The organism is Mycoplasma aquilae ATCC BAA-1896 (genome assembly GCF_048074525.1).
Lineage (GTDB): Bacteria > Bacillota_I > Bacilli_A > Mycoplasmatales > Metamycoplasmataceae > Mycoplasmopsis > Mycoplasmopsis aquilae.
In genome coordinates, this window is record NZ_CP182208.1 from 842,000 (window position 1) to 867,459 (window position 25,460).

The window sequence follows — 25,460 nt, forward strand, 5'->3', positions numbered from 1 at the left end:
TAGATAGTTTTAATTTTATAATTTTCCTTGTTTAATTTCTTGTTTAATGGTTTCTGTTGCCTGAACTAATAATGATTGATTTCTGGCATCTCATTGAGTATGTCCGGCACCATCAACTAAATGTAAATCCACATTAGTAAGATGCTGTGAAACTAGTCATGCACCAATTGGACGTGTGTCTATGTCTTGACGACCATGCACTATTATTGTTCTGATATCTTTAAATTTATCAATATTATCTAAAATATAATTATCATTTGGGAAAAATGAATTATGCATAAAATAATGAGATTCTAATAAAGCTATTTGATAATCATGTTTGTAGTTTGGTTTTAATTTGGCTTTATTAATTGAAACAACTTCTGATTCTCAGTTAGCAAATAGATCAGCTGCTTGTCTTCTTTTTTCTTCGTTATCCCCAATAAGCAAGTTATAGTATTTTTCCAAAATGCTATTACCTTTTTCATTTGCTACAAAAGCTTGATACTTTGCAAAGTAATCGGGGTAAAAAACATCAGCACCTTTTTCGTATAAGAAGTCAATATCTTCTTGACGGGCTAAAAATACACCACGTAAAATTAGCGCTTTAACATTTTTAGCATACTTAATTGAATAGCACATTGCAAGTGTACTTCCTCATGAACCACCCAAAATTACAACTTTACCTAAATTTAGGTGTAGACGTAATTTTTCCACATCTTCTACTAATTCTTGAGTGGTATTATTTTTTAATTCACAATATGGAAGTGATTTACCAGCACCACGTTGATCAAATAGTACAATTTTATAAAATTCTGGATCAAAGAATCTTCTACATTTAGCTGAAGTACTTCCTCCTGGGCCACCATGGAAGAAGAATACAGCTTGCCCATTAGGGTTTCCACTTACTTCGTAGTAAATTTTATGAATATCATCTACTTGTAAGTAGCCTGTTTCATAAGGCTCAATATTAGAAAATAGTTTCATTGTTTTCTTCTTGTCTTGAGAATACGTAGTGACCTTTTTCAGTAACTAGAACATCATCTTCAATTCTAGCTCCTCCAAGTCCTTCAATGTAGATTCCTGGTTCAACTGTTAAAATCATACCTGGTTCTAATACTCATTGTGACATAGGTGAAATTGATGGTCATTCATGAACATCAATTCCAAGTCCGTGACCTGTTGAGTGAACAAAGTAGTCTCCATATCCTTTAGCTTTAATGTAATCACGGCAAACTTTGTCAACATCACTAGCTTTCATTCCTGGTTTAACACTTGCTCTACCAGCTGCTGCTGCTTCTTTAACAATGTTTAAGATTTCTAGTGCTTTAGGGTCTTTAACTTTATCTTCGCCACCTAAAATTCATGTTCTTGTAATGTCAGCTGTATATCCTTTGTATCTAGCACCAAAGTCAACTTTTAATAAGCAACCTTCTTCAAGTTTTTTGTCAGTTGTGTGGTGGTGAGGTTCAGCTGATGAAGAAGCTGTTGCAATAATTTCATCAAATCCTTCTTTATCTCCACCATGTTTCTTAAGTAAGAAGTTTAAATAAGCACCAGCTTCTTTTTCACTTACACCTGGTTTTACTCATTGTTTAAATTCTTCTAAAGCTGAAAGTGAAATATCAATTACAGCTTGCATAATTCTTAATTCGTCTTTTGATTTAATAACTCTTAATGCTTGCGCATCAATTCATTTAATTTCTTCTGGGTTTACCATTTTAACAATGCGATCTTGAACTTCTTTTGTTAAATAGTTCTTTTCTAAAGCAATTTTCTTGTATCCTCTTTTAGCGAATCATTCAGCTAATGAGTTGCCCTTAATTAAAACTACATCTACATTTTTAGCATTGTTTCTGCAGTATTCAATATATCTTCCATCAACAAATAATGTAGCTTTATCTCTTTCAATAGCAATAAAACCATCTGTTGTTTGAACACCAGCATATCATAATCTAGTTTGAGGAGCTTCTGAAATTAATACTTCAACTCCAGTTTCATCAAACATTTCATTTAATTTTCTTTTGTCCATAAAAGTCTCCTTATATTTAATAGTGATTTAATTATATTACTAAGTAGTTAAATTAATACAAGAATAAAAAAATTCAGCATTTGCTGAATTAGGAATTTAAAAAGAAATACTATTTCTTTTCTTTGTGGTTTGTGTGAGCATTACATTTTGAACAGTATTTTGAAAGTTCAACTTTTTCTGGATGGTTTTTCTTATTTTTCTTAGAAATATAGTTTTCCATTTTACATTCTGTGCACACTAATGTATAACCTTCTCTTGCCATATTTTGCTCCTTTTCTTTTTTAAATTGATATCAATAAAATTCTTAACAATTATAGCAAAAAAACCAAACTTTTAAGCGATAATTTCACGAATACAGTGCTTTTTTTAGTCCCAAGATATTGTGCTAAACATTATATTATAAGTAAAGATCATTTTTTTATGATACAAAAGTGACCAAAAATTGATTTTTTTAACCAAGTATGCTATTTAGATTCGAGAAAAAAATAAAAAAATAAGATAAATGAACAAAAATGTTTCAAAAAGTTAAATAAAAAAATGAATTTTGTTCCTAAAAAATAGGAATGTTCATGTAAAATATATATTTTGTTTTTTTAGTAAGTTTTTTTCTATGCCCAGTCTGTTTTTTTTTTTTTTTTTGAATACAATATTTATGTATTAATACACTTAAGTAATATCCAGATATAGGATAAATACAAATAAATACGAAAAAGGACATAAAAAATATTATGAAAAACTTTAAATCAATAATTTTTTCATTAGGATTAGCTGGTGTTACAGTAGCACCTATGATTGCTTGCCAATGTCAACCAGAAGTTAAACCTGTTAAAAAAGAAGATGCTTCAAATTCAATCAAAGCACCTATTATTGCATCATATAAATCAATTAAAGATGGTTTAACAACAGACGCTCAAAAAACTGCTTTAGACGCATATGTAAATAAAGAAGCTGCAGGATTAGCAGCTCAAAGCTTAGCAGTGTTAAATGCTGTTTCAGGTGTTTTACCAGAAGCTCAAAACAAAACAGTTGCTGATTTATACAACTTAGTAGCTCTAAAATTAAACTCAGCTCTTGTTGAAGTATTACAAGCTTCATTAGCTTCAACAGCAACAGGAACAGGAATTGAAAGAGTTAAAAATGCTTTAAATGCAGAAAAAATGACAGCTATCAAAAATGAAGTTGCTGACATCTTAATTGCTAACTCTGACAAAATTGCAAATGTTGGAAAAGCTATTTTCGAAACATTAAAAACAAACGAAAGCACAAAAAACATCGCAACATTAGACGCATTTATTAATGGTATGACAACATTCTTCAATACAGAAATAAAAGCAGTTGCAAACCAAGTTAAATCATTAACTGTTGAAGGAAACGCAAGCATGGCTGTTTTAGATCAATTTAAAGCTTTAATGCCTGCACTTAAAACAAAAGCTACAGCTAAAGCACACGAATTATTAACACAAGAAGCTGACTACAACGCAGTTAAAGTAGTGTTAAAATCAAAATATGAAGCATTAGAAGCTTCAGTTAAATCAAATGTTGCTTTATTAGTTTCTACAACAAAAGAACTCGCTGATTTAATCAACACATTAACAGCATCTACAGCTACTTCAACAGAAGCTAAATAATTACTTAAAATTATAAGAAAGGAAAAGTTAATGTCTTTATAAGCGCATTAACTTTTTTGTTATGAAAAGGAAAACAAGCAAACTTTTATTAGCATTAATGCCTGCCTGGTCACTAACAGCATTAGCTGCTTCATGTAATAACCCAGCAGCAGCAAATGATAATGCCAATTCAAATCAACAATTAAAACAAAATCTTCAAACACAACTTAATACTGAAGCAAATAATTACACTATTGGTTTAAAAGATAGCTCACTATTAGCTAAATTACCATCAGAAATTACTTTTGATAACTTACAAGGGATCAATTCAAATAAAAATAGCGACTTTATTTTCCAATTTACTGGTGAACTAGTTCCAAGTCAAAGTGACGGAAGTCTACAAGTCTCTTTCTATGTTAGAGCATTGGATCAAGAAACTAAAAAATGAGTATACTCAGATGTTAAAACTTTTACTCTTTCAGGTTTCAAAAATGATAACAATTTAACTGATGAGGCCTTGGAGCAAGCCAAATTAGAAATTAAGCCACTGGATTACAAAAGCATGCTGCCTAGTGAAGCTGCCCAAAGAGATTTCATTTCATTAACTAACTACAATAAAGATTTATATAAAGCAAATATTGAATTAGTTCCTGCTGATGAACCAGGTTACTTATGCGTTTACTATAAACTCGAAAATATTGCTTCGCAATATAATACTAGAGTTAGTTTACAATTAATCAAGGGATTTAAAACAACACCGGAACACAATAAGGAGCAAACTAAAGCTAACCTTAATAGTCAAATCAATTCAATTGCTCGCTTAACAGTAGCAAGTTCAATTGATAAAGATGAAACAAAAGCTAGCCAAATTACTAATAATGAAGTAGTCTTTCCTCAATTACTAAATGCTACAGCAAATATTATTGAAAGCTCATTTGATGATGAAAAAGGTACATATAAAGTTAAATTTGAATTAGTTTCAACTATTTACCCTGAAATCAAATCTGAAGAAAAAACTATTACAATTTCAGGATTCTTAACTAATGGCCAAATAATTAATAAAGCTGACAATAAATTTAGAAAAGAACTACATAACTTTATTGTAGCTAACCCTATAGCATTCCAATACAAAGAAAATGAAAATAGAGACCATACATTACCATCAAGTACAAATGATGCTGATTTTAAGGCATTAAATGTTCCTGAAGGCTTAAGTCTTAACATTAAATCTCTTAATAAAGATAATTCTAATGGTATTGTTTCAATTATTTATACAGTATCACGTTTAAACCCTGAAACAAATAATGTTGTCGAAACAAATGAAGAACAAGTTGCAGCAATCAATGGTTTCTACACACAAAGACAATTAGAAATTGATACTGAACAAGCTCGTTTAGACCAAGAAATTAGCAAGTTTAACTTAGCTTTATTAGATACTGTTAATAAAGCAGAAGTCAAAGCAAGTGCAATTTCAAAAATAAGCTTTGATGCAAATAATCTTCCTCAAGATGCAAATTTACAAATCACATTCGAACCTAATGATGATAAAGGCGAAGTAGTAGTTACATATGCATTCATTTCAACTAAGCCAACCTTAGGATCAATCAGCTCATCAACTAAAAAAATAGTGCTAAATGGCTTTTTAACAAATGAACAAGAAAAGATTAACAATCTAGCTAATGATTTTAGTTTAGATACATCAAATATTTCATTAGACCCTGCAGTTTATAATAAAAGATCATTTGAAAAACTTTATTTAGATAAAAACACTAATGAGCCATACCAAATTACAGATAAAATAAAATCATTAGTTGTTAAGTCTATTGATAGTGCTAAATTTGAAATCACTAAATTTAACTATAATATAGATTTAGAAAACGATGTGTTCAATTTTGATTTCGATATCAAACTATATAGCAATGTAGATAAAACTGTTGAATCAAATACTAAACATATTAGTGTTAATATGATACCAATCATTGCTCAAAGATTTTTACCAATCTACCTTGAAAAAGGAATTTCTGTTTGAAAAACTAGCTACGGAAATGACATAGCTAGAAAGCTAAAACCTAGCTTAGTAAATCAAGATTTATCACTTTTATTTTCAATAAGTGATAAATGAGGTTGAACTAAAAGACTAAGTGATAAAATAACCTTAAAATCAACAAATGATGATAAAGGTGAGTTGACTCTTACAGTTACTTCTAAAATGGGAGAATATATCACTTCAAAAGATTTTATTATGACAGGTTTCTTAAATAGCAAGCAATATCAAGAATATATTGATAAACGAAACAGTATTAGAGAGAAGTTAAATGGTTTAGTAAGAAATTATGATCTAAATACTAATAAGGAATTTTTGAAAGCAGTTGAAAATAAAAATCCACAAGAAATCACGCCAGAGTTATTAAATGGAATCAGACTATCAGACCTAAATGCTCGACTAATTTTAGTTCCTCACACTTTAAATGTACAAAAAGAAGCTCATTCATTTACTATGCAGTATAAGCTTCAAAGTACAGAATATAAATTCGATGATGTTACATCAGATGAAATAGGAACAGTTACATATAATAAACTATTTGACACAACTGTATTTGATGAAATATATAACACAAACATGAAGAATCTTACAACTGAAGTAACAAATGTTGAGTCTTCATATAATAAGGCACTATCTGTAACTAACAAAATACCACCAAACAGAATGGATCGTTTTAACTCTATTAAGAAAGAATTATTTACTAAAATCCAAGAAAAAATGAGTCAAGCATCCTTGAACTCTACAAGAGATTTCTTCAATACAACATTTGCTGATAAGGAAGATTTACTAAAAACATATAAAGTACTGGATAACTTACTCATGGTCAACAATAATATGAATATTATTTCAGATATGTATGGTGGTATATATACTACTCCAACAAGTTCGTTATCATGAATGGTTACACTTTTTGGTGGCACAGTAGTAACTGCTGCTAAAATGATCCATGGATACTATTTAGAGCCTTTATTTGATAATGTCTTTAATTACTTAAAAAATAATTCGCAAACTTTTACGAATATATTAAATGACAAAGTTAAAAAAGAAGTTAATAATCATCAATTTAACTCCGATATTAATAAAGTTAAATTGGCAGAATCTATCAAAAGCATTCTTCTAGAAACATTTAATAATTATGCTGACTTCTATTTAAATATTGATTGACAATATATGGTTGATGGAAAAAGAAATAATGAGAAAACCGACAGATATCGTAAAACAATAGAAACATGGCCAAAGCTAAACCCTGGTCGTAAATGGCTAACAGCTAACTGAGCAGATATCTGAAGTTCAGATCGCCACTACAGTAAATTAGAAACTCTTATTTCTCAATTAACAAATGAATATAAATTATCTGGTTCTGATGCTGAATTTATATCAAAATTAATAAAAGAATTAGCTTTCCCTATCTTTAACATTGGTAAAAATTATGCCGATGTAATGCATGATGATCTATTATCGATTGCATATAAGTTATCAGGAAACAAAGAGTAATCCCTAACACCATTAGCTCTATGCTATGGTGTTTTTTGCAATAAAAAAGCTAGCTGCTGCTAGCCTATTTTTGTAATAACATTGCGATTTCTTCTTTATAAATTGGTCCAGTTTCTGGCACTGGAGTTTCTAGAATTATTGGAATATTGTCAAAATCAGGATCAAAGACAAATTTTTGTAATGTTTCTAGACCAATAGTTCCTTTTCCAATGTTTGCGTGTCTATCTTTATGTGAAGCAACTTCATTTTTTGAATCATTTAAGTGGATAACTTTGATGTGCTTTAAGATATCTCAATCCTTAAGTTCTTGTTTAAAAGCCTCATAATCTTGAATATCATATCCAGCATCTCATACATGGCATGTATCCAAGCAAACTTGTATTCTTTCATCGTCAACTCATTTTAGTACATGAGCTAATTGCTCAAAGTTGATACCTACTTCACTCCCTTTTCCTGACATAGTTTCTAAACATATAACAACATCTTTGCTACGAGATAGTATTTCTTTTAGGGAATCAACTAAAGTATCTAAAGCTTCTTCAACTGAATGTCCAACACTTGCTCCAGGATGTAAAACTAAATATTTAAACCCTGCATAATTCATTCTTTCAATTTCTTGAACTAAAAAGTCTACAGCAAAGGCACTTTTATCTGGATTTGAAGGATTAACAATATATGGAGCATGTACCACTACATGTTCTTTTGTAATTAGTTTTTCATATTGTGTTTCATATTGAGCAAGATTATATTTTTCAGGCTCTACTCTACGTACGTTTTGTGGAGCACCTAAATAAATCATCATTGTATTGGCCCCGTTATCAAGGGAAAATTGGCATGATTCCACTAAGTAGTTAGGCGCCTTAAAAGGCACATGAGATCCTATAAGTTTCATAATTTATCCCCTTTATTTTGATCTGCTTGATCATTATTATTTTTGTCATTATTTTCAGTTTTTTCAACAGCTTTTTCTTGTGTATCAGCACTGGTTTTTTCTTTTACTTTTTTAATAGGTTTTACAATAATTTCTTTGGCATTAGCTTCAGCTAAAGCTTCTTTAACATCTTCTTTAATTTCACTTAACTTTTCTTTAGCCTTTACATGGACATTTTCGTCATTATTCTTGAAATGTTTTTGCATTTCATTCAAGAATGACCCAGCAATAAGCCCTGATGGGATTGCGATAATTGCAATAGATACTAATGAGATAAATGTGACAATTCCTTTAGTTACTGGAGCATGTGGTACAAAATCACCATATCCTATAGTAGTTAAAGTAATTGTAGTAAAGTAAATAGCATTTCAAAAGTTTGTTGCATATCCATTTCCTAAGGCTGCAATACTTGCTTGAAGATTTGCTGTAGCTAAATCATTAGTATTCTTTAGCTCTGTAAAGTATTTATAAATAGCTAAATTTAAGTCATCACCTGTTTTATTAGCCAATGGGGCTAAAGAACTATTTTGTTGATATCAGGTATATAAAGCTGATCCTTTTAGTTCTCTTTGCGTTGCTATATATTGGATTTGTTGTTCACGTAAGTAGTTAGCTTCATTATTTCAAATAATTAAAGCAAACAGAATAATCATAATAATGATTAAGATAAAAACATATGTAAGCACTCTTCTTTGTTGATTAAATACTTCAGCAATAATGTGGAATGGCGCAAATAATGTTAGTACAAAGAAGAAACGAATCATCTTAAAGATTGTAAGTGATTTAATATCACTAAAGAATTTTGCAGCACCACTATCTTTATAGTTACCTTGTTGATTGGTTGGTAGCATATATTCAACAGCATTAAATGATGCCAAAATACAAAATAGAATAATTATTCCTGTGAATGAAAAGATATATTTTAAACAAGCTTTTCACATTGGCAGTTTTAATTCTGGATAATGAAGGCGATAAGTAATCATATGCAATCCATAATCAATAATGAAGACAAAGAAAGTAATAATTTGCATTGTAGCTAAGAAATGTCCTCAGCTAGTAAGCTTTTCTACCGGTACTTGAATTAGTGATAGAAAAGAAACAAAACATGCAAAGGAGATTATTCCTGCATATAAATAAGTAATTAATTTAATCTTTTTCTTTTCTTTAGCTAGTGAACTTGGAATTTTAGAATTTGACCAAGTCATTAAAGAAATGATTTTGAAAATAGTATTTTTATTTTCTAAATTAAGTTTAATTGTTTCCATACATATATTTTATAAAAGTTTTAACTTTTATAAAATGCTACAAAATTCTTTACTTAGAAACATTTTTGCGCTTTTGTGCCTAGCTCATAGTGATAAAAGTTAAATAAAAATGCATCAATGATTGATGCATAAGATTATTATTAAGCAAGTGGCTCTCAAAGTTCAAGGTAAACTTTTGGATTTGTTTCTTTTAATAAGGCTTGGTCTACATATTTGCGATCTACAATTACTGAGAAATTGTATTCATCAAATCATGAATCTGACATTGAATAAACCCCTTTATTTCCTGTTTTATCACCTCAAGAGTTTTCTACTTTTCAAGCCACTGGTTTACCTTCGTTAGTCTTAACACCAACAAAAGCCATTGCATGGTTTAGTGAAGAGTTAAATAAATCAACTCTAGCTGCTTTATTCAAGTTATTTACAGGTGTAAATAATTCATCATATAAGTAAAGTTCTGGGTCTAAAACACCTGATTTGTTGTCTTTGAATGGATCAATATCACACCCAAATCAAACAGGAACATTATCCTTTAATGAGGCAATTACTGCTTCTTTAATTACATTTAAAGGAGCATTAACCATTGCAACTTCACTATCTTGATAAATTGAATTTTGATATTTAAGGATGTATTTTGTACCTGTTGGATATAAATCACGAGGATCATGAATTAGATCGACTTTATTATCAAAATCACTTCCCACAAATCTATCAAAGAATTCTTTAGGTGTAACATTTTGAACTTTTTGATATTTATCATCTTTATCTTTGTATTCATAAGTAAATACTTTAGGTGGACGTCCTAAACATTTTGCAACTATGTCATAGACTTCAAATAAAACATCTTCTCTGTATTCATACATAGCTTGTAGGCTTTTGCCTTGTTTATACATTTGTTTTAAAGTATTGTAAGCTTGTTTTAAATGTAAGTCAATTTGTTCATTCATTTCATTAGTATTTCCTGATAGGAATGTTTCGGGCATAATACTTTTTGGTACAGCACCATATTTTCTAAGTAATGAAGCAAATCATTCTCAGTAACCACCATCAGTTGCAGTTGAGTGTGCTATTAAGTGATAAATTAATCTATCATTGGCATCTTTGTCAATGTTTTCAATTGCTAAATTAAGGAATGTATTAGCTTTTTCTAGTTTGTCATAAAAAGCAAAGTAGTTTTGAGAGAATTCAAATGTTTTAACATTAAGATTCTTCATAGCTGCGACTCTTGCCATGTTTAATGAAGCAAAAATTCAACATCTACCACTAGAATTTTGAGATGTAATATCACCAAGTGTGGTTTCTATATCAAAGACAAAGTCGTGTTTAATTAGAACTTCATGGTTAATACATGTGTTTTTAATACCATTTTTAATTACTGCATTTTGAATTAATTTATTATTTTCTTTTGCATCAAATCTTTGAGCAAATTTATTTAATGTTTCTAATTTTAATTCCATTTTGGTCTCCTTTAAGTCTTTATATATGATACAGTTTTTTAATGAAAACAAGGTAATATTATACTTTTTTTGTTATAGCCAAATATGGTACAATAAAGATATGAATTTAACTAGAAAACATGAACATTCAGAAGCCTATGAAGTAGAAAGTGTGGCTTCTACAGCACAATTTTATGCAGTAATGCTTACCACTTTTATAGTAGGGTTAATTGCTATGCTTTCAGTTGCGGCTGGATTTAGTGTTTGATTCGGAAGCGATGCATTCTTTTCACTCGCAACAAATAATCCAGCAGCACTAATTGCAACATTTACTGTCTTATTTATACTAACATTAATAATTACTATTTTTATACCAAAGATAAAAAACAATATATTTAAATTAGTAATTTTCCCAATTGTCATTCTATTTTATGGGGTTGTTATCGGATTAGCTTTTGTGATGTATTTTATAGCTAAATATAATATAAGCGAAATTCAATGGAGTTTAATTCCTCAAATGATTGGAATTATGTTAATTCCAGCTGGAATTATGATTGTTGCCGCGATTTTAGGACTATTTAATCTAATCAACATTAGAGCATTAGGAATATTTTCAGCTTTCTTATTTGTTGGATTTTTAATCACTTTAATCGTTTCATTATTTGTTTTTAAAGCTGATTGATATGCAATTGTCATAGGTACAGTTTTAATTTCTATTAACATGATTATTCAATGATGACAAGTTCGTAAAACTGCAGACATGGCTCAATACATGAGTAAAAAAGATATGTGCTCACAAGCAATAATTGCTGGAATTATGTTGTTTATTTCTTATGCACAATTGTTATGATACATTATTACATTAATGACAGGAAGCAGTAGAAATTAAAAAACTAGCTTAAGCTAGAATTAGTTGGTAAAGTCCAACTTTTTTTATTCTATTTTAGCTAGTTAAATATTAAATTTCTTTTCCATTAACGCGATTGCGTTGTAAATCAATTTCAATAATTTCTGCTTTCAAAATCATGCCTGGATAATATTGATCAAAAATACTATTTCCTACTTCTAATTTTAAATTACTTACATGAATAAATAAGCTTTGCTTTATTCCGATATACATAAAGACACCAAAATCAGTTATATTTTCAACTGTTCCAGACACAATTGAACCAATGTGCAAGTCTTCAACATTTGTTATGCTGTCTTTTAAAAGAAATCCTTGCTTGTAATCTAGAATCTTTTTAGTTGGTGTGGATAAGGCTTGTAATATTAACTCAATTGCATACTTATCCGAATTATATTGTTGTACTAAATTTTCAACTTTTAAATTAGAAACATCAATACCATCATCATTAGGCATTAAATTATTATCTCTTATTATTGCTTGTGCTAATGCATATGATTCAGGGTGGATAATTGTCTTATCGAGAAAATTATCAGAACTAAAAATTCTTAAAAAGCCAATGCATTGTTCAAAAGTTTTTTCCCCAATTCCTTTTATATTTTTAAGTTCAAATCTAGAATTGAAACTCTTATCAGGTTTATTGTTACGATATTCTATAATGTTTTCAGCATTCTTAGGGCTAAGCCCAGCTATAAAAGTCAAAATATGTTTAGTAGCTGTATTTAAATCAACACCAACTTCATTAACCACTTTTTGAACTTTAAAATCAAGATAATGTTCTAACTCTTTTTGGTTTACATCATGTTGATATTGTCCTACACCTATTGATTTAGGGTCAATTTTAACTAATTCATTTAAAGGATCTAAAAACTTACGTCCAATATTAATAGCACTACGCTCTTCAACGTGTAAATTAGGAAATTCTTCAATTGCTAATTTTGAAGCAGAGTATACACTAGCCCCAACCTCAGATACAATAGCATACTTTACATTAAGCCCATTTTTCTTAATTAAATTCGCTATAAAACTTTCTGTTTCCCGAGAAGCTGTTCCATTTCCAATAACCACTATATCAATATCATATTTTTTAATCATATCTAAAGCAATTTTATTTGCTTCATCAATACGCTCTTGAGGCTTATTAGGAAATATCTTATTAATTTGTAAAACATCTCCATTTTCATTTAAAGCTGCTAATTTACATCCATTAACAAATGCTGGATCAATAGCTAAAATATTGTGCCCAGAAATCGCTGGAGCAAGTAGCAATTTTTCAACAGAATTAGCAAAAATTTGAATACTTGATGCTTCAGCTTTAGCAAATAAGTCGGAAAAAATTTCTCTCTCCACGCTAGGTAAAATTAAACGTTTTAAGCTATCTTTTATTGCATCAATAACATTCTTTTTATTATTACGTGTTTTATCAATTTTTTTAAGGATGATTGTTTCTAAGACATTTTCATTATAAGTGAAACTTAGTTTTAAGATGCCTAATTTTTCACCACGATTAATTGCTAATACATTGTGATTTTTTACATATTTAATAGGAATTGAATAATCATAATAATTTTTGAATTTCATTCCTTCATCAACTACTTTAGTATTTTGTTTTGTTACTAGTACACCAAATTTTACAATATCAGTTTTAATCTTTTCTCTAATTTCAAAGTCTTGTGAAATTCATTGAGCAATAATGTAATTAGCTTGTTCTAAGGCGAATTCAATTGTTTTTACTTCATCAGATAAGTACTTTTTTGCTTCCATTTTAGGATCAAAATTAGGTGATTTATTTTCGAAAATTCTTTTAGCTAAGGGTTCTAACCCTAGTGCAATTGCTTTAGATGCCTTCGTTACTTTTCCAACTTTAAATGGCTCATAAAGGGTCTCAAGATCACTTTTAACAGTTGTAGATAGGATCTTTGTTTTTAACTCTTCAGTTAATAAATCTTTTTCTTGCAAAATCTTTATAATAGCTTGTTGTCTTTCAAGCAATTCGTTTTTATATTTAAAAAGCGCTTCAATCCGGTAAATTTGTTCTTCATCAAGACCACCCGTTTTATCTTTTCTATAACGTGAAATGAATGGCACTGTTGCACCTTCAGCTAACATATCTAAAACTACTTGTACTTGGTTTGTTTTAATGTTTAATTCATGTGCAACTAGTTTAATTGCTTGTGTATCCATATATATCCTCCATATTGTGTTAATAAAAGCCCATAATGGGCTTTTAACATCATAACTTAATTATATCAATTTACTATTTCGCAGGTTGTAATTTTTTAGGGGTAGGTTTTAATTCATTTTTAATTCAAATGTTATACATAATTTTGCCATATTTAACGTTAACAAAAATAGTTAATATTAAGGAAGTTGTAAATAAAACTAACCCTATAGTAATTAATGTAATACGAATAGCGTCAAATCTAGCTTCATTAAAATAGAATAAAGCAAAGTGGATTGTTCCTGAAGCAGAAATGGATGCAGGGAAAGTTAATGAAGTTCAAGATAAGTTATATTTTCATAACTTTAATGACTTAATTAAAATTGAGTAATAAAGCGCCACGCTGACTGCGCCATAACAAAATAGAATAATTGTAACCACTTGGAAAAATGCATCATTATTAAATAATGTCATAGTTAAGTGATCAGATTTACCAATAATTTGAGGTATAACGGTTAAATCTCCACGGTGTGGACTGAATGAAACCAAGAAACCACTAGCAAGCATATTAGCAGGTGAAGCGAAAATTGCCATAGATGGAATATCAGATTCACGGCTGTGTGGCTTGAATAAGAATTTATAGAATACAAATGGATACATAACTAGAAACATTCCAAATGCAACAAATCATATAATTTGTCAGTAATATAGAGGAATTAGGTCACCTAAATCATTTGCATATGCTGTGGAAAGTCCAAGTCCAATTAAAGGAACGAATCAAGAAGCAAAGGCTTCTCCACGCATAACTTCTTTTTTAATTAAAACAATTTTAATAAATAAAATCATGTAGCAAATTTGACATAAAGTTGTAGTGAACACCAAAATATTTGGACCTATAAGCAGAATATATCTGGTTTTTGCATCAGTAATAAAGTTGGCATAAATTCATCCAAAAGAGTTACCTAAGATGCAAAGACTCAAGAAGAGTACCCCAACCATTCCGGCAACATGTGGAATTTTGAGTTCTTCTCAAATTTGTTTCTTATTCATGATATATCTTAAGCAAGTTAATGAAATATAAAATATGCAAATACTAATGCAAATAATTTGTAATGTTAATTGCACATATCTAATATTAAAATAATTAAGATTTAACTGTTTGTATAGTAAATCAAGAAGAAAAGTTCCGGTGTTAGCAATCCCCATTGTTCCAACTGCTACACCGTTAACACCTAGGGGAGTTGCTGAAACTTTTTCTTTTATGCGCTTATTTATGTCTGATATCTTATCTTTTGTATTTGACTTCATAACAGAAGCATTATACACCTTATAAAATTTCATATCTTCTAAAGATAAATTTTTTTCATCTGTAAAATGAACAGTTAAATTACCACTTTCAGATTGAACAGTTGTATTACCACTTTTATGAATTTGTATTTAATTATTGAATGCTACATTTTAAATATATTTTTATCTATGAAAATTAGATTATGTTATATAAATATTAACTTTAATGATATTTTAGTATTTAAGCTTTCATGTTAATGAAACTCGCTTGTATTCAAGAAATTTATTTAAAAAATTAAATTACTAGATTATAAAACACTAAAAACATATGTTTTTATTATAAGTTCAAAAACTATTTATTTATCCTTTATAAAACAAAAGGTTTTAAATCAAAAGTACTAGTTTCCACTATTGATTCGGGCATAAATAAATAAAAATACCTAAATCACCACAAAAGAGCAATTATAAAGATCATTAAATAATAACTTCCAATTCTCCAAAAAAGTGGTAATTTAACTGTTCAACTTACAAATTTCATATCTTCTAAAGATAAATTTTTTTCATCTCTATAAATAAGGCAAAAAAATCAGAGCAATGCTCTGACTAAAAATTATTTCTTATGATTTGATTCAATCATTGATTGACTTCTAAAATTCTTGAATTTAATAATATTAACTACTAATGGGTTAACTACAGTCTTTGTTAATCCTTGTACAAATAAGTAGAATACAGGTGCAAATAAGTCACCTAAAACCATTGCAATTGTAGCATTAACAGTTGAATTTCAAACTGTTTTTGTTAGCAAGTCTTTTTCTGTAATTTCAATACCTGAAGACCCTAAGTCCATGTTTGGTCATTTAGTTTTATCAAACATTCCATCGCCATCAATTAGCGGATTAACTGAAGGTGTATTAAATAAGGCTTCACTTCCCCTTCCCTCGAAGAATAAAGCAGGAATTTGTTGTGCCATTCCACGAGCTGGGTTAATTGCAGCTGTACCCCCTAAAAGTCCCATTCAAACGGAAAGCGAAATTATAAACATAATGTATAAATCACGATACTTGTTGTTGATGTTTGGAGAGAAGATAGGGAATAATAAGATTGAGGTCATAACTAACTCAATAAAGAAAATTCAAGTTGATCCTGCTGCGATTAATTGATTTACACTTGTTAATTTTGAATAATCAACAAATGATTTTTGAGCAGCAGTAATTGCACCAATTGGGGCATTAGAAATTAATCCATCTTTAGCTGATAAAGAACCTCATCAGTAAATTAATGAACCAGCAACAAAAGCGCCTAAAGTTTGACAAAAGATTTTGTATGTAGTATATCATCCATCGTTTGTTCCATTTAAATATCTATACAATGAAACTGAAGGATTTAAATCGCAGCTTCAACGTAAAAAGACAAATAAACAAAATCCAACCACAATAAATCCAGCATAAAACCCAACAATAATCGGGTGTAACAAGTATGATTCTGCAACTGCACCTGAAGCTGTATAAATTGAAAGGCCAGCAAGTCCTAAAGAAATAAGAATTGTTCCTATAAATTCTGATATACCGTGCACTATTCATGTTTTGAAATCACAAGGCTTTTGAGCTTCTGTTCTTTTAGAAGGTCTCAATTTAAAGAAACTAAAAAGTTCCTTGAAAAATTCAATTACTTTTTGTTTTTTAGTTAAACTAGTCTGGGTATTTAAACAATCATCTTGTGTGGTGATTTTACTATCCATTTTGTATTTTTCCATTCTCTAGTACTCTTAGAGCTTTAGAGAAATCTCCTTTTTCTGCATTATCAGCATTTTCGAGTGTTGCCAAAGCAATTTGGCTCAATGCTAAATCTGTTAAGTAAGCTTGGTGAGAAGTAATTAAAACATTGTCCATTTCGATTAATTCTTTTCATTCTGGATCCATAGCTTTTAATTCAGTTATACGTGCTGAAACGTCTTCGTAAAATCTACCTTCTTCTCTTTCAAGAACATCAGTAGCAAATCCACGAACTTTTCCTGATTTAAGACCATTAATCATTGCTTTTAAGTCAACAATTTCACCTCTAGCTGTGTTTACTACGATAACACCATCTTTCATCGTACTAATAGCTGCTTCATCAATTAAATATCTTGTTGAAGGCAATAGAGGGCAGTGAATTGAAATGAAATCACTTTGTTGTAATAATTCTGTTAATGAAACAAATTCGAAACCAAATTGTTCAGCAAGTTGTGGGAAGTTATCTCTAGCAAATGCATCGAATACTAAAACTTTAGCGCCAGTAGCTCTAGCAATTCTAATAAATGTTTGACCAATTTTACCTGAACCAATAACTCCAATTGTTGAGTTACCGATGCATTTTCCGTCTAATCCATTTAGTGAGAAATTATATTTTTGAACTCTTGAATTTGCGATTAATAAATTTCTGTTTAATGCAGATAATCCTGCAAAAGCAAATTCACCAATACTTTCTGCTGAGTAATTAAAAATTCTAAATACTTCGATTCCTAATTCATTGGCTTTAGCAACATCTATTTTGTTGTATCCCATTGATCTTTGGAATCAGTATTTAACTCCCATTTTAGATAATACTTCTAAGATAACTTTATCTCCGTAAGTATTAACAAATCCACAAATAGCATCATAACCTTGAGCAAGTTTTACTGTATCAAGGTTAAGGTTTTCTTTAAAAAATGTAATTTCATGTCTTCCGTTGTTGTATCTTTCAAATGACTTTACATCATAGTCTTTAGAATCAAAGAAAGCTATTTTCATATTTTCTCCTACTATAATATTAAATATAAGTTTATTTTGTGTATATTATAATATTTTAGATTAAAATAGAAAATATTTAAGAGGACTATTTGTCAGGCATAAAAGTTTTAAAAAATGTACTTTTTCCACTTTTTGTTCATTTTGTAAAAAAATAATTTATATAGTGGAGGTAAATATGAATGATTTATTATTTTATGCATCAAATAAGTACAAAGGAGACTCATTTTTAATCTTTAGAGAAGTGAAAAATTTTAAACACATTAGTCGAAAACAACTGCTGGAATGAAAACAATTATATGATGATTTTGGAGCCCAATATTATACGATATTGGATGAGAACTATCCAGCAGATTTTAATGTATTACGTTATCCACCATATGTTTTATACTTTAAGGGTAATGAAAAATTACTTAATTATAAACATCGTTTCTATCTAATTAATGAAATCAATAACACTACGACACAAGCTTATTTGGAAGAAAATATCAACACTTTAGTTCATAATTGCGTATTAATTACTAATGATTACGAATCTGAACGTCATCTGATTAATCTCTATCGTGAAAATAATGGTAAGATAATTCACATTTTAAAGGAAGGGCTAGACAAAGTTAATTATCGAGAAGCTAATTTAAATAATGAACTCTTTTTAACCCAGTATCCCTTAGGAGTACATCCGAAGAGACATTACTTTAAAGAAGCCAATATTATTGCTTCAATTATTTCTACACAATTAATTGCTTTTTCATTAACCTCTGATTCTAAAGCCTTTAATTTGATTAATTATTTTAATGATATTGGTAAGGAAATTAATTGTTTTCCAAGCAGTCAGCCAAATGATGGTAACGATATTTTAATTAAAAGTGGTGCAAACTATATTACTAAAATTACTGAATGTGTTTAGGCAAAGAAAAATGTGCTCTTAGGGGCACATTTTATAATATATTAATTTTGTTTTTCAGGGTATACTGAAACATACTTTCTGTTTCTTCTGCTTTCGTATTTTACATAACCATCGATTTTTGTAAATAAAGTATCGTCTCCACCACGACCAACATTTTGTCCAGGGAAGATTTTTGTCCCTCTTTGACGATAAATGATTGATCCTGCTGTTGCGAATTGTCCATCACCTAACTTAGCACCTAGACGTTTTGAATGTGAATCACGACCGTTACGTGTAGATCCACCGGCTTTCGTGTGTGCCATAGTCTAATTAACCTGCAATTCCTGTGATTTTAACACGTGTATATGGTTGACGATGTCCAAGTTTTCTCTTGTGAGTAGATTTCGCATTGTGACGATAAACAACGATTTTCTTCGCTTTACCTTGTTTTTCGATAGTTCCTGTTACGACTGCACCTTCTAAGTATGGTCTACCAATTTTGTCATCAACAAGTAAAACTTTATCAAATTTTACTTCTGAGTTTTCTTCACCTTCAATTTTTTCGATGAAGATTGTTTGACCTTCTTTAACTAAAAGTTGTTTCCCACCTGTTTCGATAATTGCTAACATGCAATACCTCCAAAATAGTGGCTCGTCTTTAAGGTGGCAAATGCACTTTATGAACCTTTTTAGTACGGTTACTTGAAGTAACATGCATATTATACCCTCTTTACAAAAAATAAAAAGTTAAAATAGTATGTAATTTTCTAGTATTTTTGGAGCATTTTTTTCATTATTATCTCATTTATATTCAGCGTCTTTTGTCTTATATGAGCCAGTTGTAGACTTAAAAGATTTAAATAGACTGACAAATTGTGAGATTACGCCAATACCTGTAGCAACTATTGAAAGAATACCAGTTATTCCCATACCGGGAGTAACGTTACTAAGTTGCTTAGTTTGTACTTTTTCAAGCTCATTTAACTTCATAAATACCTCCTTTCACAATATAAATTATTTTATGATTAAAATGTACAAAAAAAGAACAATAGCAAGCTATTGTTCAACAAAATCAGTATTAAATGACCCGTTAACACTACGAACTGATAAGGTTGAGATCCAAATATTTGGATCAACTAATTTTAAGTCCTCAATAATGTTTTTTGTTTCAAGTAATAAAGCAACTGTTTCAATTTTATATGAATATTTACCCGTATATCCAGATTTAAATCTAACCAATCTATAACTGTGTCAGTAGTTAATAAGTTTAAAGTAAGCAATCACTTTTTCAGGTTCAGTTGAAATAATGGTCAATTTAACTTTCTTATATTTTGGATATAAAATGCTTACTACAAAGTTAGTTACAAGTAAGTATGCAAATGTTGAAAGCTCTCTCATTCCAAAGATTTCACCATTTACATTAGGTCTTACAAAACCATAGATTACTAAGAATGTGCAAGCTGTAAAGAAAGCAACTGTGGCTAGTATTCCACCAACGCTTTTCTTGTATTTAGTTGAAAAGAAGTAAGCTATAATATCAGTTCCACCAGTAGAACCTCCCGCTTTTCATGATAATGCAATTCCAATACCAATAAAAGCAGCTCCAATGCATCCGTAAAGTAGGATTGGCCATGTTTGACCATCAGCATATCAAACAAGTTGATTAGTTTGTTCTAAGGTTAGAGTATTAATTGCATCCATTGGAATGGCTGAAGTAAACTCTTTTCTATTTTCTAAATAATCAAAAACTTGATTTAAAGGCGCATCTTCTCATTTGAGTTTATCATATCAATCTCAATCATTATTTTCAATTACTCTAAATTCTCTAAGATCTGGATTATAAATTAATTTGTAATCATTAAAATCATTGTGCACGAAGTTAATTTTTTCAAATAAGAAAACATGCACTTCATGTTGAGTAAAGATAAAGTTAGTCACTTGTAAAAATAACATAAAGATTAATGTATAAACTAAGAAACTACGTTTTACTTTACGTCAAAAGATTAAAAATAACGGAAGATTGCAAGCAAAATAAATTAAAGCGAAATATGAACGTAAAAATGGAAATAAATATTGCAAGATGGTAGGGATACCAGTAATACCAGAAGGAATGGTATCTGATTTAGCTAAGAAGATATGAATCCCAAAGTTAAAGACAAAGGCAGCTCAAAATAGTAAAAAGATTTTGAATCAATATCTTTGTATAAATTCCTTAAAGGTAAGTCTCTTAGTGTTTTTGGTATTATTTAATAAATATTTACCCATCTTGTATTTTAAGAATTCTTCTTCACAAATAACTTTTTCAGTGCTAATTAATGAGTTAGCATCAGACTGAACTGGATAATAGTCGTTAGTCACTTTCTTATTTACCATTTCTTTTCAGATTTTTCTTCTAACTTTGTCATTAGAAGTTGGATACTTAAATTTGTGCTTATTTTCACTCGAATTTGTTTGCTTCATCATTGCTTAATTTTACAACATTTTATAAAGAAAAATCATAGTTTTTATAACTATGATTTAGGACTTTCTGTTTTTTCTTTCTTTTCTTTGACAATTTCCATGATAGTTGTCACAACAATTGTACACATGATCAGGATAACCCCAATAAAGACTGTAATGTCAGCAAAATTGAAGGTTCCTTTGTCTAATCAAGGCACAAAGAATTCATCTTTTACATATCCGCTAAAAGCAACTCTATCTGTAGCATTCCCCAAATCCCCAGCTAATAAAATACCAAAGAAGGCACAATATAATAAAGAAAGTTTAGAAGGATATAGAGGTACTAGTAAAATTGCAATCGCTATAATAAAGCTGACTACTTGAATAAAGGCAATATTATTCGTGCTTAGAAAAGTAACACCTTTATGTCAAATGCTTCTAATTCCAAAAACTCCAGCATAATTAATTTGTTGACTACTATCAGGGAAAATAGCTTCAGGATTAACGTTGACAATTGTTCCATCATTTAAGGTTCAAGTACTTTTGCCAGCTGCTTCCATAGCATTTACATCTACGTGATAGAATAAAAGAGTTTTGGTTACTTGATCAATAGCATAAAAGATAAAGAAGGCACATAGCATAATTACATAGCCAGCAATTACCTTTTTCCAGTTGCTTTTAAAGTATTTTTTATAATTTATTCAACGTGTTTTAACTTTACTCATAGTATTATTCTACTATTTTGGAAATTATTTCAAAACAAAGAGGACATAAGTCGTCATGCATTTCTTCTTCTAAGAAGTGGTTTCAACATCTTGCACATTTAACTGAGTCAAATGTTTCAAGTTTAAGCTCACTTCCAGAAACTACTTTTCCAACCATTAATAAGGTTCTTAAATCTAATGAATTAATAAAGTCTGATTGTGGTGGTAATACTAAAGCTACTTCATTTGAACGCTTAATTAAACCATTCTTTGTAGCTTCATCTATTAAGACATTAACTTTGCTACGTAATTCAAAGAATTCATTAAATTGGTCTAATACTTCTTGGTTAACGCTAAAGTCTTTAGCATAACCTTCAAACATGATTGATTCATGTTTATTTGCTTTATTAAAATGCATATAAGCTTCTTCAATTGTAGTTGGTAAAATAGGTGCAAGCGCCATAAGTAAGAAATCTAAGATTTCATATAAGTTAGCAAGAACCATAAGTCTTTCAGCATCATTAAATTCTCTAATGTAAAGAATATCTTTAGTTACTGAAAGGTAGAAAGAGGATAGATCAACAATATAGTTGTTGATTAATTTAATTACGTTGATGAATTTATATTCATCATAAGCTGCAAATACATCAGCTTTTAATTTATTTAATTGTTCCTTAATGAATAAATGGATACCTGTTCTTTGAGTATTTGCTTGGTATTGATATCCATCTAAGTTGCCTAATATAAATTTAATTGTGTTACGGATCTTACGATAGATCTCTGTGTTTTGATCTAATATTTCATTAGAAATCGTTACATCATTTGTATATTCACTATTAGCTACTCAAAGACGTAAAATGTCAGCTCCACGTTTTTGGATTACATCAACAGGCGCAACTATGTTGCCTTTTGATTTAGACATTTTTTCACCTTTTCCATCAAGCACGAAACCATGAGAAATTAAATTACGGTAAGGTGCTACACCTTTATAAGCTACAGAAGTAATAATTGAAGAGTTAAATCAACCTCTGTATTGGTCAATACCTTCTAGATAAAGGTCATATGGTGATGATACATTATTAGCAATATTAACAGCTACTGAAGAAACTCCAGAGTCAAATCAAACATCCATAATATCCATTTCACGTGTGAAGTTTTTACCTTGGTATTTAGGTAATAATAAAGCTTCAGTATCTCATTCTCATCAGATATCACTACCATGTTGTCTTACAAGGTTTATTACATGATCAAATTGTTCTTTGTCCACTATAGCTTCACCATTTGGATCATAGAAAATAATTAATGGTAAACCTCAAGTTCTTTGACGTGAAATAGTTCAATCATGTCTATTTTCAATCATTTGGAATAATCTACGTTTAGCTCAATCTGGGTATGTATTTACACCAGTATCTATTTGTTCTAAGATTTGATTTCTGATTTTATCAATAGAAACAAACCACTGTGGTGTACCTCTAAAGATAATTGGTTGGTGTGTTCTTCAGTCATGTGGATATGAGTGTTTTACTCATTGGAAATGAATTAAATCATTACCTAAGAATTCAGAAATCTCTTTATTAGCATCAGCATAGAATTTACCATCAAATTGAGTATTGGTATTTTCAATGTATCCTTTATCTGAAACGTGCATAATGTTTTCTAGATTGTTCTTAAGTCCAATCATAAAGTCATCTTCCCCAAACATAGGAGCAATATGCACAATACCAGTTCCCGATTCATTTGTAACATGGTGTCCAATAACTGCAGGAGCTAATTTACGTAAAATAGGAGTTAGATATTCGATCTTACTATTTTCAATTTCTTGCCCGTAAAATGAAGTTAAAATCGTGCTTTCTCATCCAATTCTGTCCATGAAGTCTTGATATAAGTCTTTTGCCATTACATATCTTTGATCATTGTGACTAAAAACAACATATTCAATATCTCTTCCTAAAGCTACCCCAGCATTAGCAATTAATGTTCAAGGCGTAGTTGTTCAAACAATAAAGCTATCTCCAGGGAGAATTTTATTAAAATCAGAGTTTTGAACATGCATTTTAACATAGATTGAAGGGCTTTTGACATCTTGATATTCAACTTCAGCTTCTGCTAAAGCACTTTGAGATGAAGGTGATCAGTAAATTGGTTTTAAACCTTTGTAAACTAATCCATCAAGCATCATTTTAGCAAATACTTCTAATTGTTTTGCTTCATATTCAGGTGCTAATGTTACATAAATCTTTTCAAAGTCTGCAAACATTTGTAATTGAATAAATTGAGCCTTTTGTCTTTCGACTTGGCTTAATGCATAGGCATGAGCTTTTTTACGTAATGTAACTGGGTCCAATTCATCTTTAGACACATTCATTTCTTGTAGCATTTTGTGTTCAATTGGTAATCCATGAGTATCTCATCCAGGTACATATGGTGAATAGAAACCACTTAATGTTTTATATCTAACAATAAAATCTTTTAGAATCTTATTTAAAGCATGACCTACGTGTATATCACCATTAGCATAAGGTGGACCATCGTGCAAGATGAATTGTGGATCATTTTTGTGTAATTCTAAAACTTTTTTATAAACTTGGTTTTTAAGTAATTGCTCTCTAAAAAGAGGTTCTTTAGTAGTTAAATTAGCTCTCATTTCAAATGCTGTATTTGGCATATTGAGCGTTTTTTTGTAATCCATTTTATATCCTTTCATTGTGAAAATTTATTAAAAATAAAAATTCCTCTATTTCATTAACAGTTATTTGCTAACAAAATAGAGGAATTTTGGTGGTGGCCTCGGCAGGAATCGAACCAGCGACACACAGAGCTTCAATCTGTTGCTCTACCAACTGAGCTACAAGGCCATTATGGCGGTCCAGACGGGAATTGAACCCGCGATCTCCTCCGTGACAGGGAGGCGTATTAAACCACTTTACCACTGGACCATGGTTGCAGAGGAAAGAATTGAACTTTCGACCTTCGGGTTATGAGCCCGACGAGCTTCCACTGCTCCACTCTGCTATAACTTTATACTATTTAAGTTGGCGGGTGATGAGGGATTCGAACCCCCGCGGGCCGTGAAGCCCCTGCTAGTTTTCAAGACTAGTCCCTTCAGCCAGACTTGGGTAATCACCCTTGGTGGACCCAACAGGACTCGAACCTGTAACCGACCGGTTATGAGCCGGTTGCTCTAACCATTGAGCTATAGGTCCGACTGTTAGTCAGTTTTAAATAGTATAAAAATGGTAGCACCGATGAGATTCGAACTCATGACCTTCCGGGTATGAACCGGATGCTCTAACCAACTGAGCTACAGTGCCATAAATGGTGGAGAGTATGGGATTCGAACCCACCACCTCCTGCGTGCAAGGCAGGCGCTCTAGCCAAATGAGCTAACCCCCCATAAATGGTGAAGAAGACAGGATTTGAACCTGCGACCACTACAGCCCAAATGTAGTGCTCTACCAAACTGAGCTACTTCTCCAAGAACTGCGTTTATATTATACTATAACTTTTTTTAGTTCCAAAAAAATTT

Annotated in this window: 20 protein-coding genes and 8 tRNA genes; 4 read left to right on the forward strand and 24 right to left on the reverse strand. The window is 30.2% G+C overall.

The features are described 5' to 3' along the window. Nucleotides 1–15 precede the first annotated feature (15 nt). The 3 genes from pip to rpmG form a co-directional block, all read right to left on the reverse strand. The gene (gene pip / locus ACM0IS_RS03525; RefSeq protein ID WP_416756132.1) at nucleotides 16–966 is read right to left on the reverse strand and encodes a prolyl aminopeptidase; all 951 of its coding nucleotides are present in this window, start codon (nucleotides 964–966) and stop codon (nucleotides 16–18) included. Next, nucleotides 950–2,011 (reverse strand): M24 family metallopeptidase, encoded by a 1,062-nt coding sequence (locus ACM0IS_RS03530; protein WP_416756133.1) that lies wholly within the window; start codon nucleotides 2,009–2,011, stop codon nucleotides 950–952. The genes pip and ACM0IS_RS03530 overlap by 17 nt, the downstream gene beginning before the upstream one ends. Before the next feature lie 109 nt (nucleotides 2,012–2,120). Next, entirely contained in the window at nucleotides 2,121–2,273 is a 153-nt protein-coding gene (rpmG, locus tag ACM0IS_RS03535) for a 50S ribosomal protein L33 (protein WP_078747366.1), read from the reverse strand. Between the two features lie 466 nt (nucleotides 2,274–2,739). On the opposite strand from rpmG, the gene ACM0IS_RS03540 reads away from it, so the two are divergent. Both ACM0IS_RS03540 and ACM0IS_RS03545 read left to right on the forward strand, forming a co-directional pair. Continuing rightward, nucleotides 2,740–3,639, forward strand: coding sequence for a hypothetical protein (locus ACM0IS_RS03540; RefSeq protein WP_416756134.1), 900 nt, complete (start codon nucleotides 2,740–2,742; stop codon nucleotides 3,637–3,639). 61 nt (nucleotides 3,640–3,700) lie between these two features. Then, nucleotides 3,701–7,156 carry a lipoprotein 17-related variable surface protein gene (locus ACM0IS_RS03545; protein ID WP_416756135.1) on the forward strand — a complete coding sequence of 1,152 codons (3,456 nt, stop codon included), beginning with the start codon at nucleotides 3,701–3,703 and terminating at the stop codon, nucleotides 7,154–7,156. Nucleotides 7,157–7,220: 64 nt separating this feature from the next. Here the strand turns inward: ACM0IS_RS03545 and ACM0IS_RS03550 are convergent, their stop codons facing one another. From ACM0IS_RS03550 to ACM0IS_RS03560, 3 genes are all read right to left on the reverse strand, one after another. Beyond that, entirely contained in the window at nucleotides 7,221–8,048 is an 828-nt protein-coding gene (locus tag ACM0IS_RS03550) for a deoxyribonuclease IV (protein WP_416756136.1), read from the reverse strand. Then, the gene (locus ACM0IS_RS03555) at nucleotides 8,036–9,352 is read right to left on the reverse strand and encodes a potassium channel family protein (protein WP_416756137.1); all 1,317 of its coding nucleotides are present in this window, start codon (nucleotides 9,350–9,352) and stop codon (nucleotides 8,036–8,038) included. The genes ACM0IS_RS03550 and ACM0IS_RS03555 overlap by 13 nt, the downstream gene beginning before the upstream one ends. Nucleotides 9,353–9,492: 140 nt before the next feature. Continuing rightward, nucleotides 9,493–10,809, reverse strand: a complete 1,317-nt coding sequence (locus ACM0IS_RS03560) for an aminopeptidase C (protein WP_416756138.1) — start codon at nucleotides 10,807–10,809, stop codon at nucleotides 9,493–9,495. A 100-nt stretch (nucleotides 10,810–10,909) separates the two neighbouring features. On the opposite strand from ACM0IS_RS03560, the gene ACM0IS_RS03565 reads away from it, so the two are divergent. After that, complete coding sequence (locus tag ACM0IS_RS03565; protein WP_416756139.1) at nucleotides 10,910–11,677, forward strand: MAG0110 family membrane protein; 768 nt, start codon at nucleotides 10,910–10,912, stop codon at nucleotides 11,675–11,677. Between the two features lie 69 nt (nucleotides 11,678–11,746). Here the strand turns inward: ACM0IS_RS03565 and ACM0IS_RS03570 are convergent, their stop codons facing one another. From ACM0IS_RS03570 to ACM0IS_RS03585, 4 genes are all read right to left on the reverse strand, one after another. Then, nucleotides 11,747–13,876: a Tex-like N-terminal domain-containing protein gene (locus ACM0IS_RS03570; RefSeq protein WP_416756141.1), complete on the reverse strand. Its 2,130-nt coding sequence runs from the start codon at nucleotides 13,874–13,876 to the stop codon at nucleotides 11,747–11,749. Between the two features lie 73 nt (nucleotides 13,877–13,949). Further along, nucleotides 13,950–15,194: a hypothetical protein gene (locus ACM0IS_RS03575; protein ID WP_416756142.1), complete on the reverse strand. Its 1,245-nt coding sequence runs from the start codon at nucleotides 15,192–15,194 to the stop codon at nucleotides 13,950–13,952. 556 nt (nucleotides 15,195–15,750) lie between these two features. After that, nucleotides 15,751–16,893 carry an aquaporin gene (locus ACM0IS_RS03580; RefSeq protein WP_416756143.1) on the reverse strand — a complete coding sequence of 381 codons (1,143 nt, stop codon included), beginning with the start codon at nucleotides 16,891–16,893 and terminating at the stop codon, nucleotides 15,751–15,753. Further along, on the reverse strand, nucleotides 16,871–17,908 hold the full coding sequence (locus ACM0IS_RS03585; RefSeq protein WP_416756145.1) for an NAD(P)-dependent oxidoreductase: 1,038 nt from the start codon (nucleotides 17,906–17,908) through the stop codon (nucleotides 16,871–16,873). Before ACM0IS_RS03585 ends, ACM0IS_RS03580 begins: the two co-directional genes overlap by 23 nt. Nucleotides 17,909–18,083: 175 nt before the next feature. Here ACM0IS_RS03585 and ACM0IS_RS03590 point away from each other — a divergent pair, with 175 nt between their 5' ends. Further along, entirely contained in the window at nucleotides 18,084–18,812 is a 729-nt protein-coding gene (locus ACM0IS_RS03590) for a hypothetical protein (protein ID WP_416756146.1), read from the forward strand. 41 nt (nucleotides 18,813–18,853) lie between these two features. On the opposite strand, the gene rpmA is transcribed toward ACM0IS_RS03590, so the two are convergent. The 14 genes from rpmA to ACM0IS_RS03660 all read right to left on the reverse strand — a co-directional run bounded on the left by rpmA (nucleotide 18,854) and on the right by ACM0IS_RS03660 (nucleotide 25,409). After that, nucleotides 18,854–19,114, reverse strand: a complete 261-nt coding sequence (gene rpmA, locus ACM0IS_RS03595; protein ID WP_416738506.1) for a 50S ribosomal protein L27 — start codon at nucleotides 19,112–19,114, stop codon at nucleotides 18,854–18,856. A 7-nt stretch (nucleotides 19,115–19,121) separates the two neighbouring features. Then, nucleotides 19,122–19,421: a 50S ribosomal protein L21 gene (gene rplU / locus ACM0IS_RS03600; protein ID WP_416738507.1), complete on the reverse strand. Its 300-nt coding sequence runs from the start codon at nucleotides 19,419–19,421 to the stop codon at nucleotides 19,122–19,124. A gap of 117 nt (nucleotides 19,422–19,538) precedes the next feature. Then, nucleotides 19,539–19,781, reverse strand: a complete 243-nt coding sequence (locus tag ACM0IS_RS03605; protein WP_416756147.1) for a hypothetical protein — start codon at nucleotides 19,779–19,781, stop codon at nucleotides 19,539–19,541. 66 nt (nucleotides 19,782–19,847) lie between these two features. After that, a complete protein-coding gene (locus ACM0IS_RS03610; protein WP_416756148.1) occupies nucleotides 19,848–21,254 on the reverse strand; it encodes a YitT family protein in 1,407 nt (468 codons plus the stop codon). A 47-nt stretch (nucleotides 21,255–21,301) separates the two neighbouring features. Next, nucleotides 21,302–21,955: a signal peptidase II gene (locus tag ACM0IS_RS03615; RefSeq protein WP_416756149.1), complete on the reverse strand. Its 654-nt coding sequence runs from the start codon at nucleotides 21,953–21,955 to the stop codon at nucleotides 21,302–21,304. A 4-nt stretch (nucleotides 21,956–21,959) separates the two neighbouring features. Beyond that, nucleotides 21,960–24,623, reverse strand: coding sequence for an isoleucine--tRNA ligase (gene ileS / locus ACM0IS_RS03620; RefSeq protein WP_416756151.1), 2,664 nt, complete (start codon nucleotides 24,621–24,623; stop codon nucleotides 21,960–21,962). A gap of 90 nt (nucleotides 24,624–24,713) precedes the next feature. Next, a tRNA-Phe gene (locus tag ACM0IS_RS03625) sits at nucleotides 24,714–24,789 on the reverse strand. A gap of 4 nt (nucleotides 24,790–24,793) precedes the next feature. After that, a tRNA-Asp gene (locus tag ACM0IS_RS03630) sits at nucleotides 24,794–24,870 on the reverse strand. Between the two features lies 1 nt (nucleotide 24,871). Continuing rightward, nucleotides 24,872–24,946 (reverse strand) — tRNA-Met (locus ACM0IS_RS03635). A 21-nt stretch (nucleotides 24,947–24,967) separates the two neighbouring features. Continuing rightward, nucleotides 24,968–25,060, reverse strand: a tRNA-Ser gene (locus ACM0IS_RS03640). A 1-nt stretch (nucleotide 25,061) separates the two neighbouring features. Then, nucleotides 25,062–25,137: transfer RNA gene (locus ACM0IS_RS03645), tRNA-Ile, on the reverse strand. Between the two features lie 31 nt (nucleotides 25,138–25,168). Continuing rightward, nucleotides 25,169–25,245, reverse strand: a tRNA-Met gene (locus tag ACM0IS_RS03650). Nucleotides 25,246–25,250: 5 nt separating this feature from the next. Further along, a tRNA-Ala gene (locus ACM0IS_RS03655) sits at nucleotides 25,251–25,327 on the reverse strand. 5 nt (nucleotides 25,328–25,332) lie between these two features. Then, nucleotides 25,333–25,409 (reverse strand) — tRNA-Pro (locus tag ACM0IS_RS03660). Between the last annotated feature and the right edge of the window lie 51 nt (nucleotides 25,410–25,460).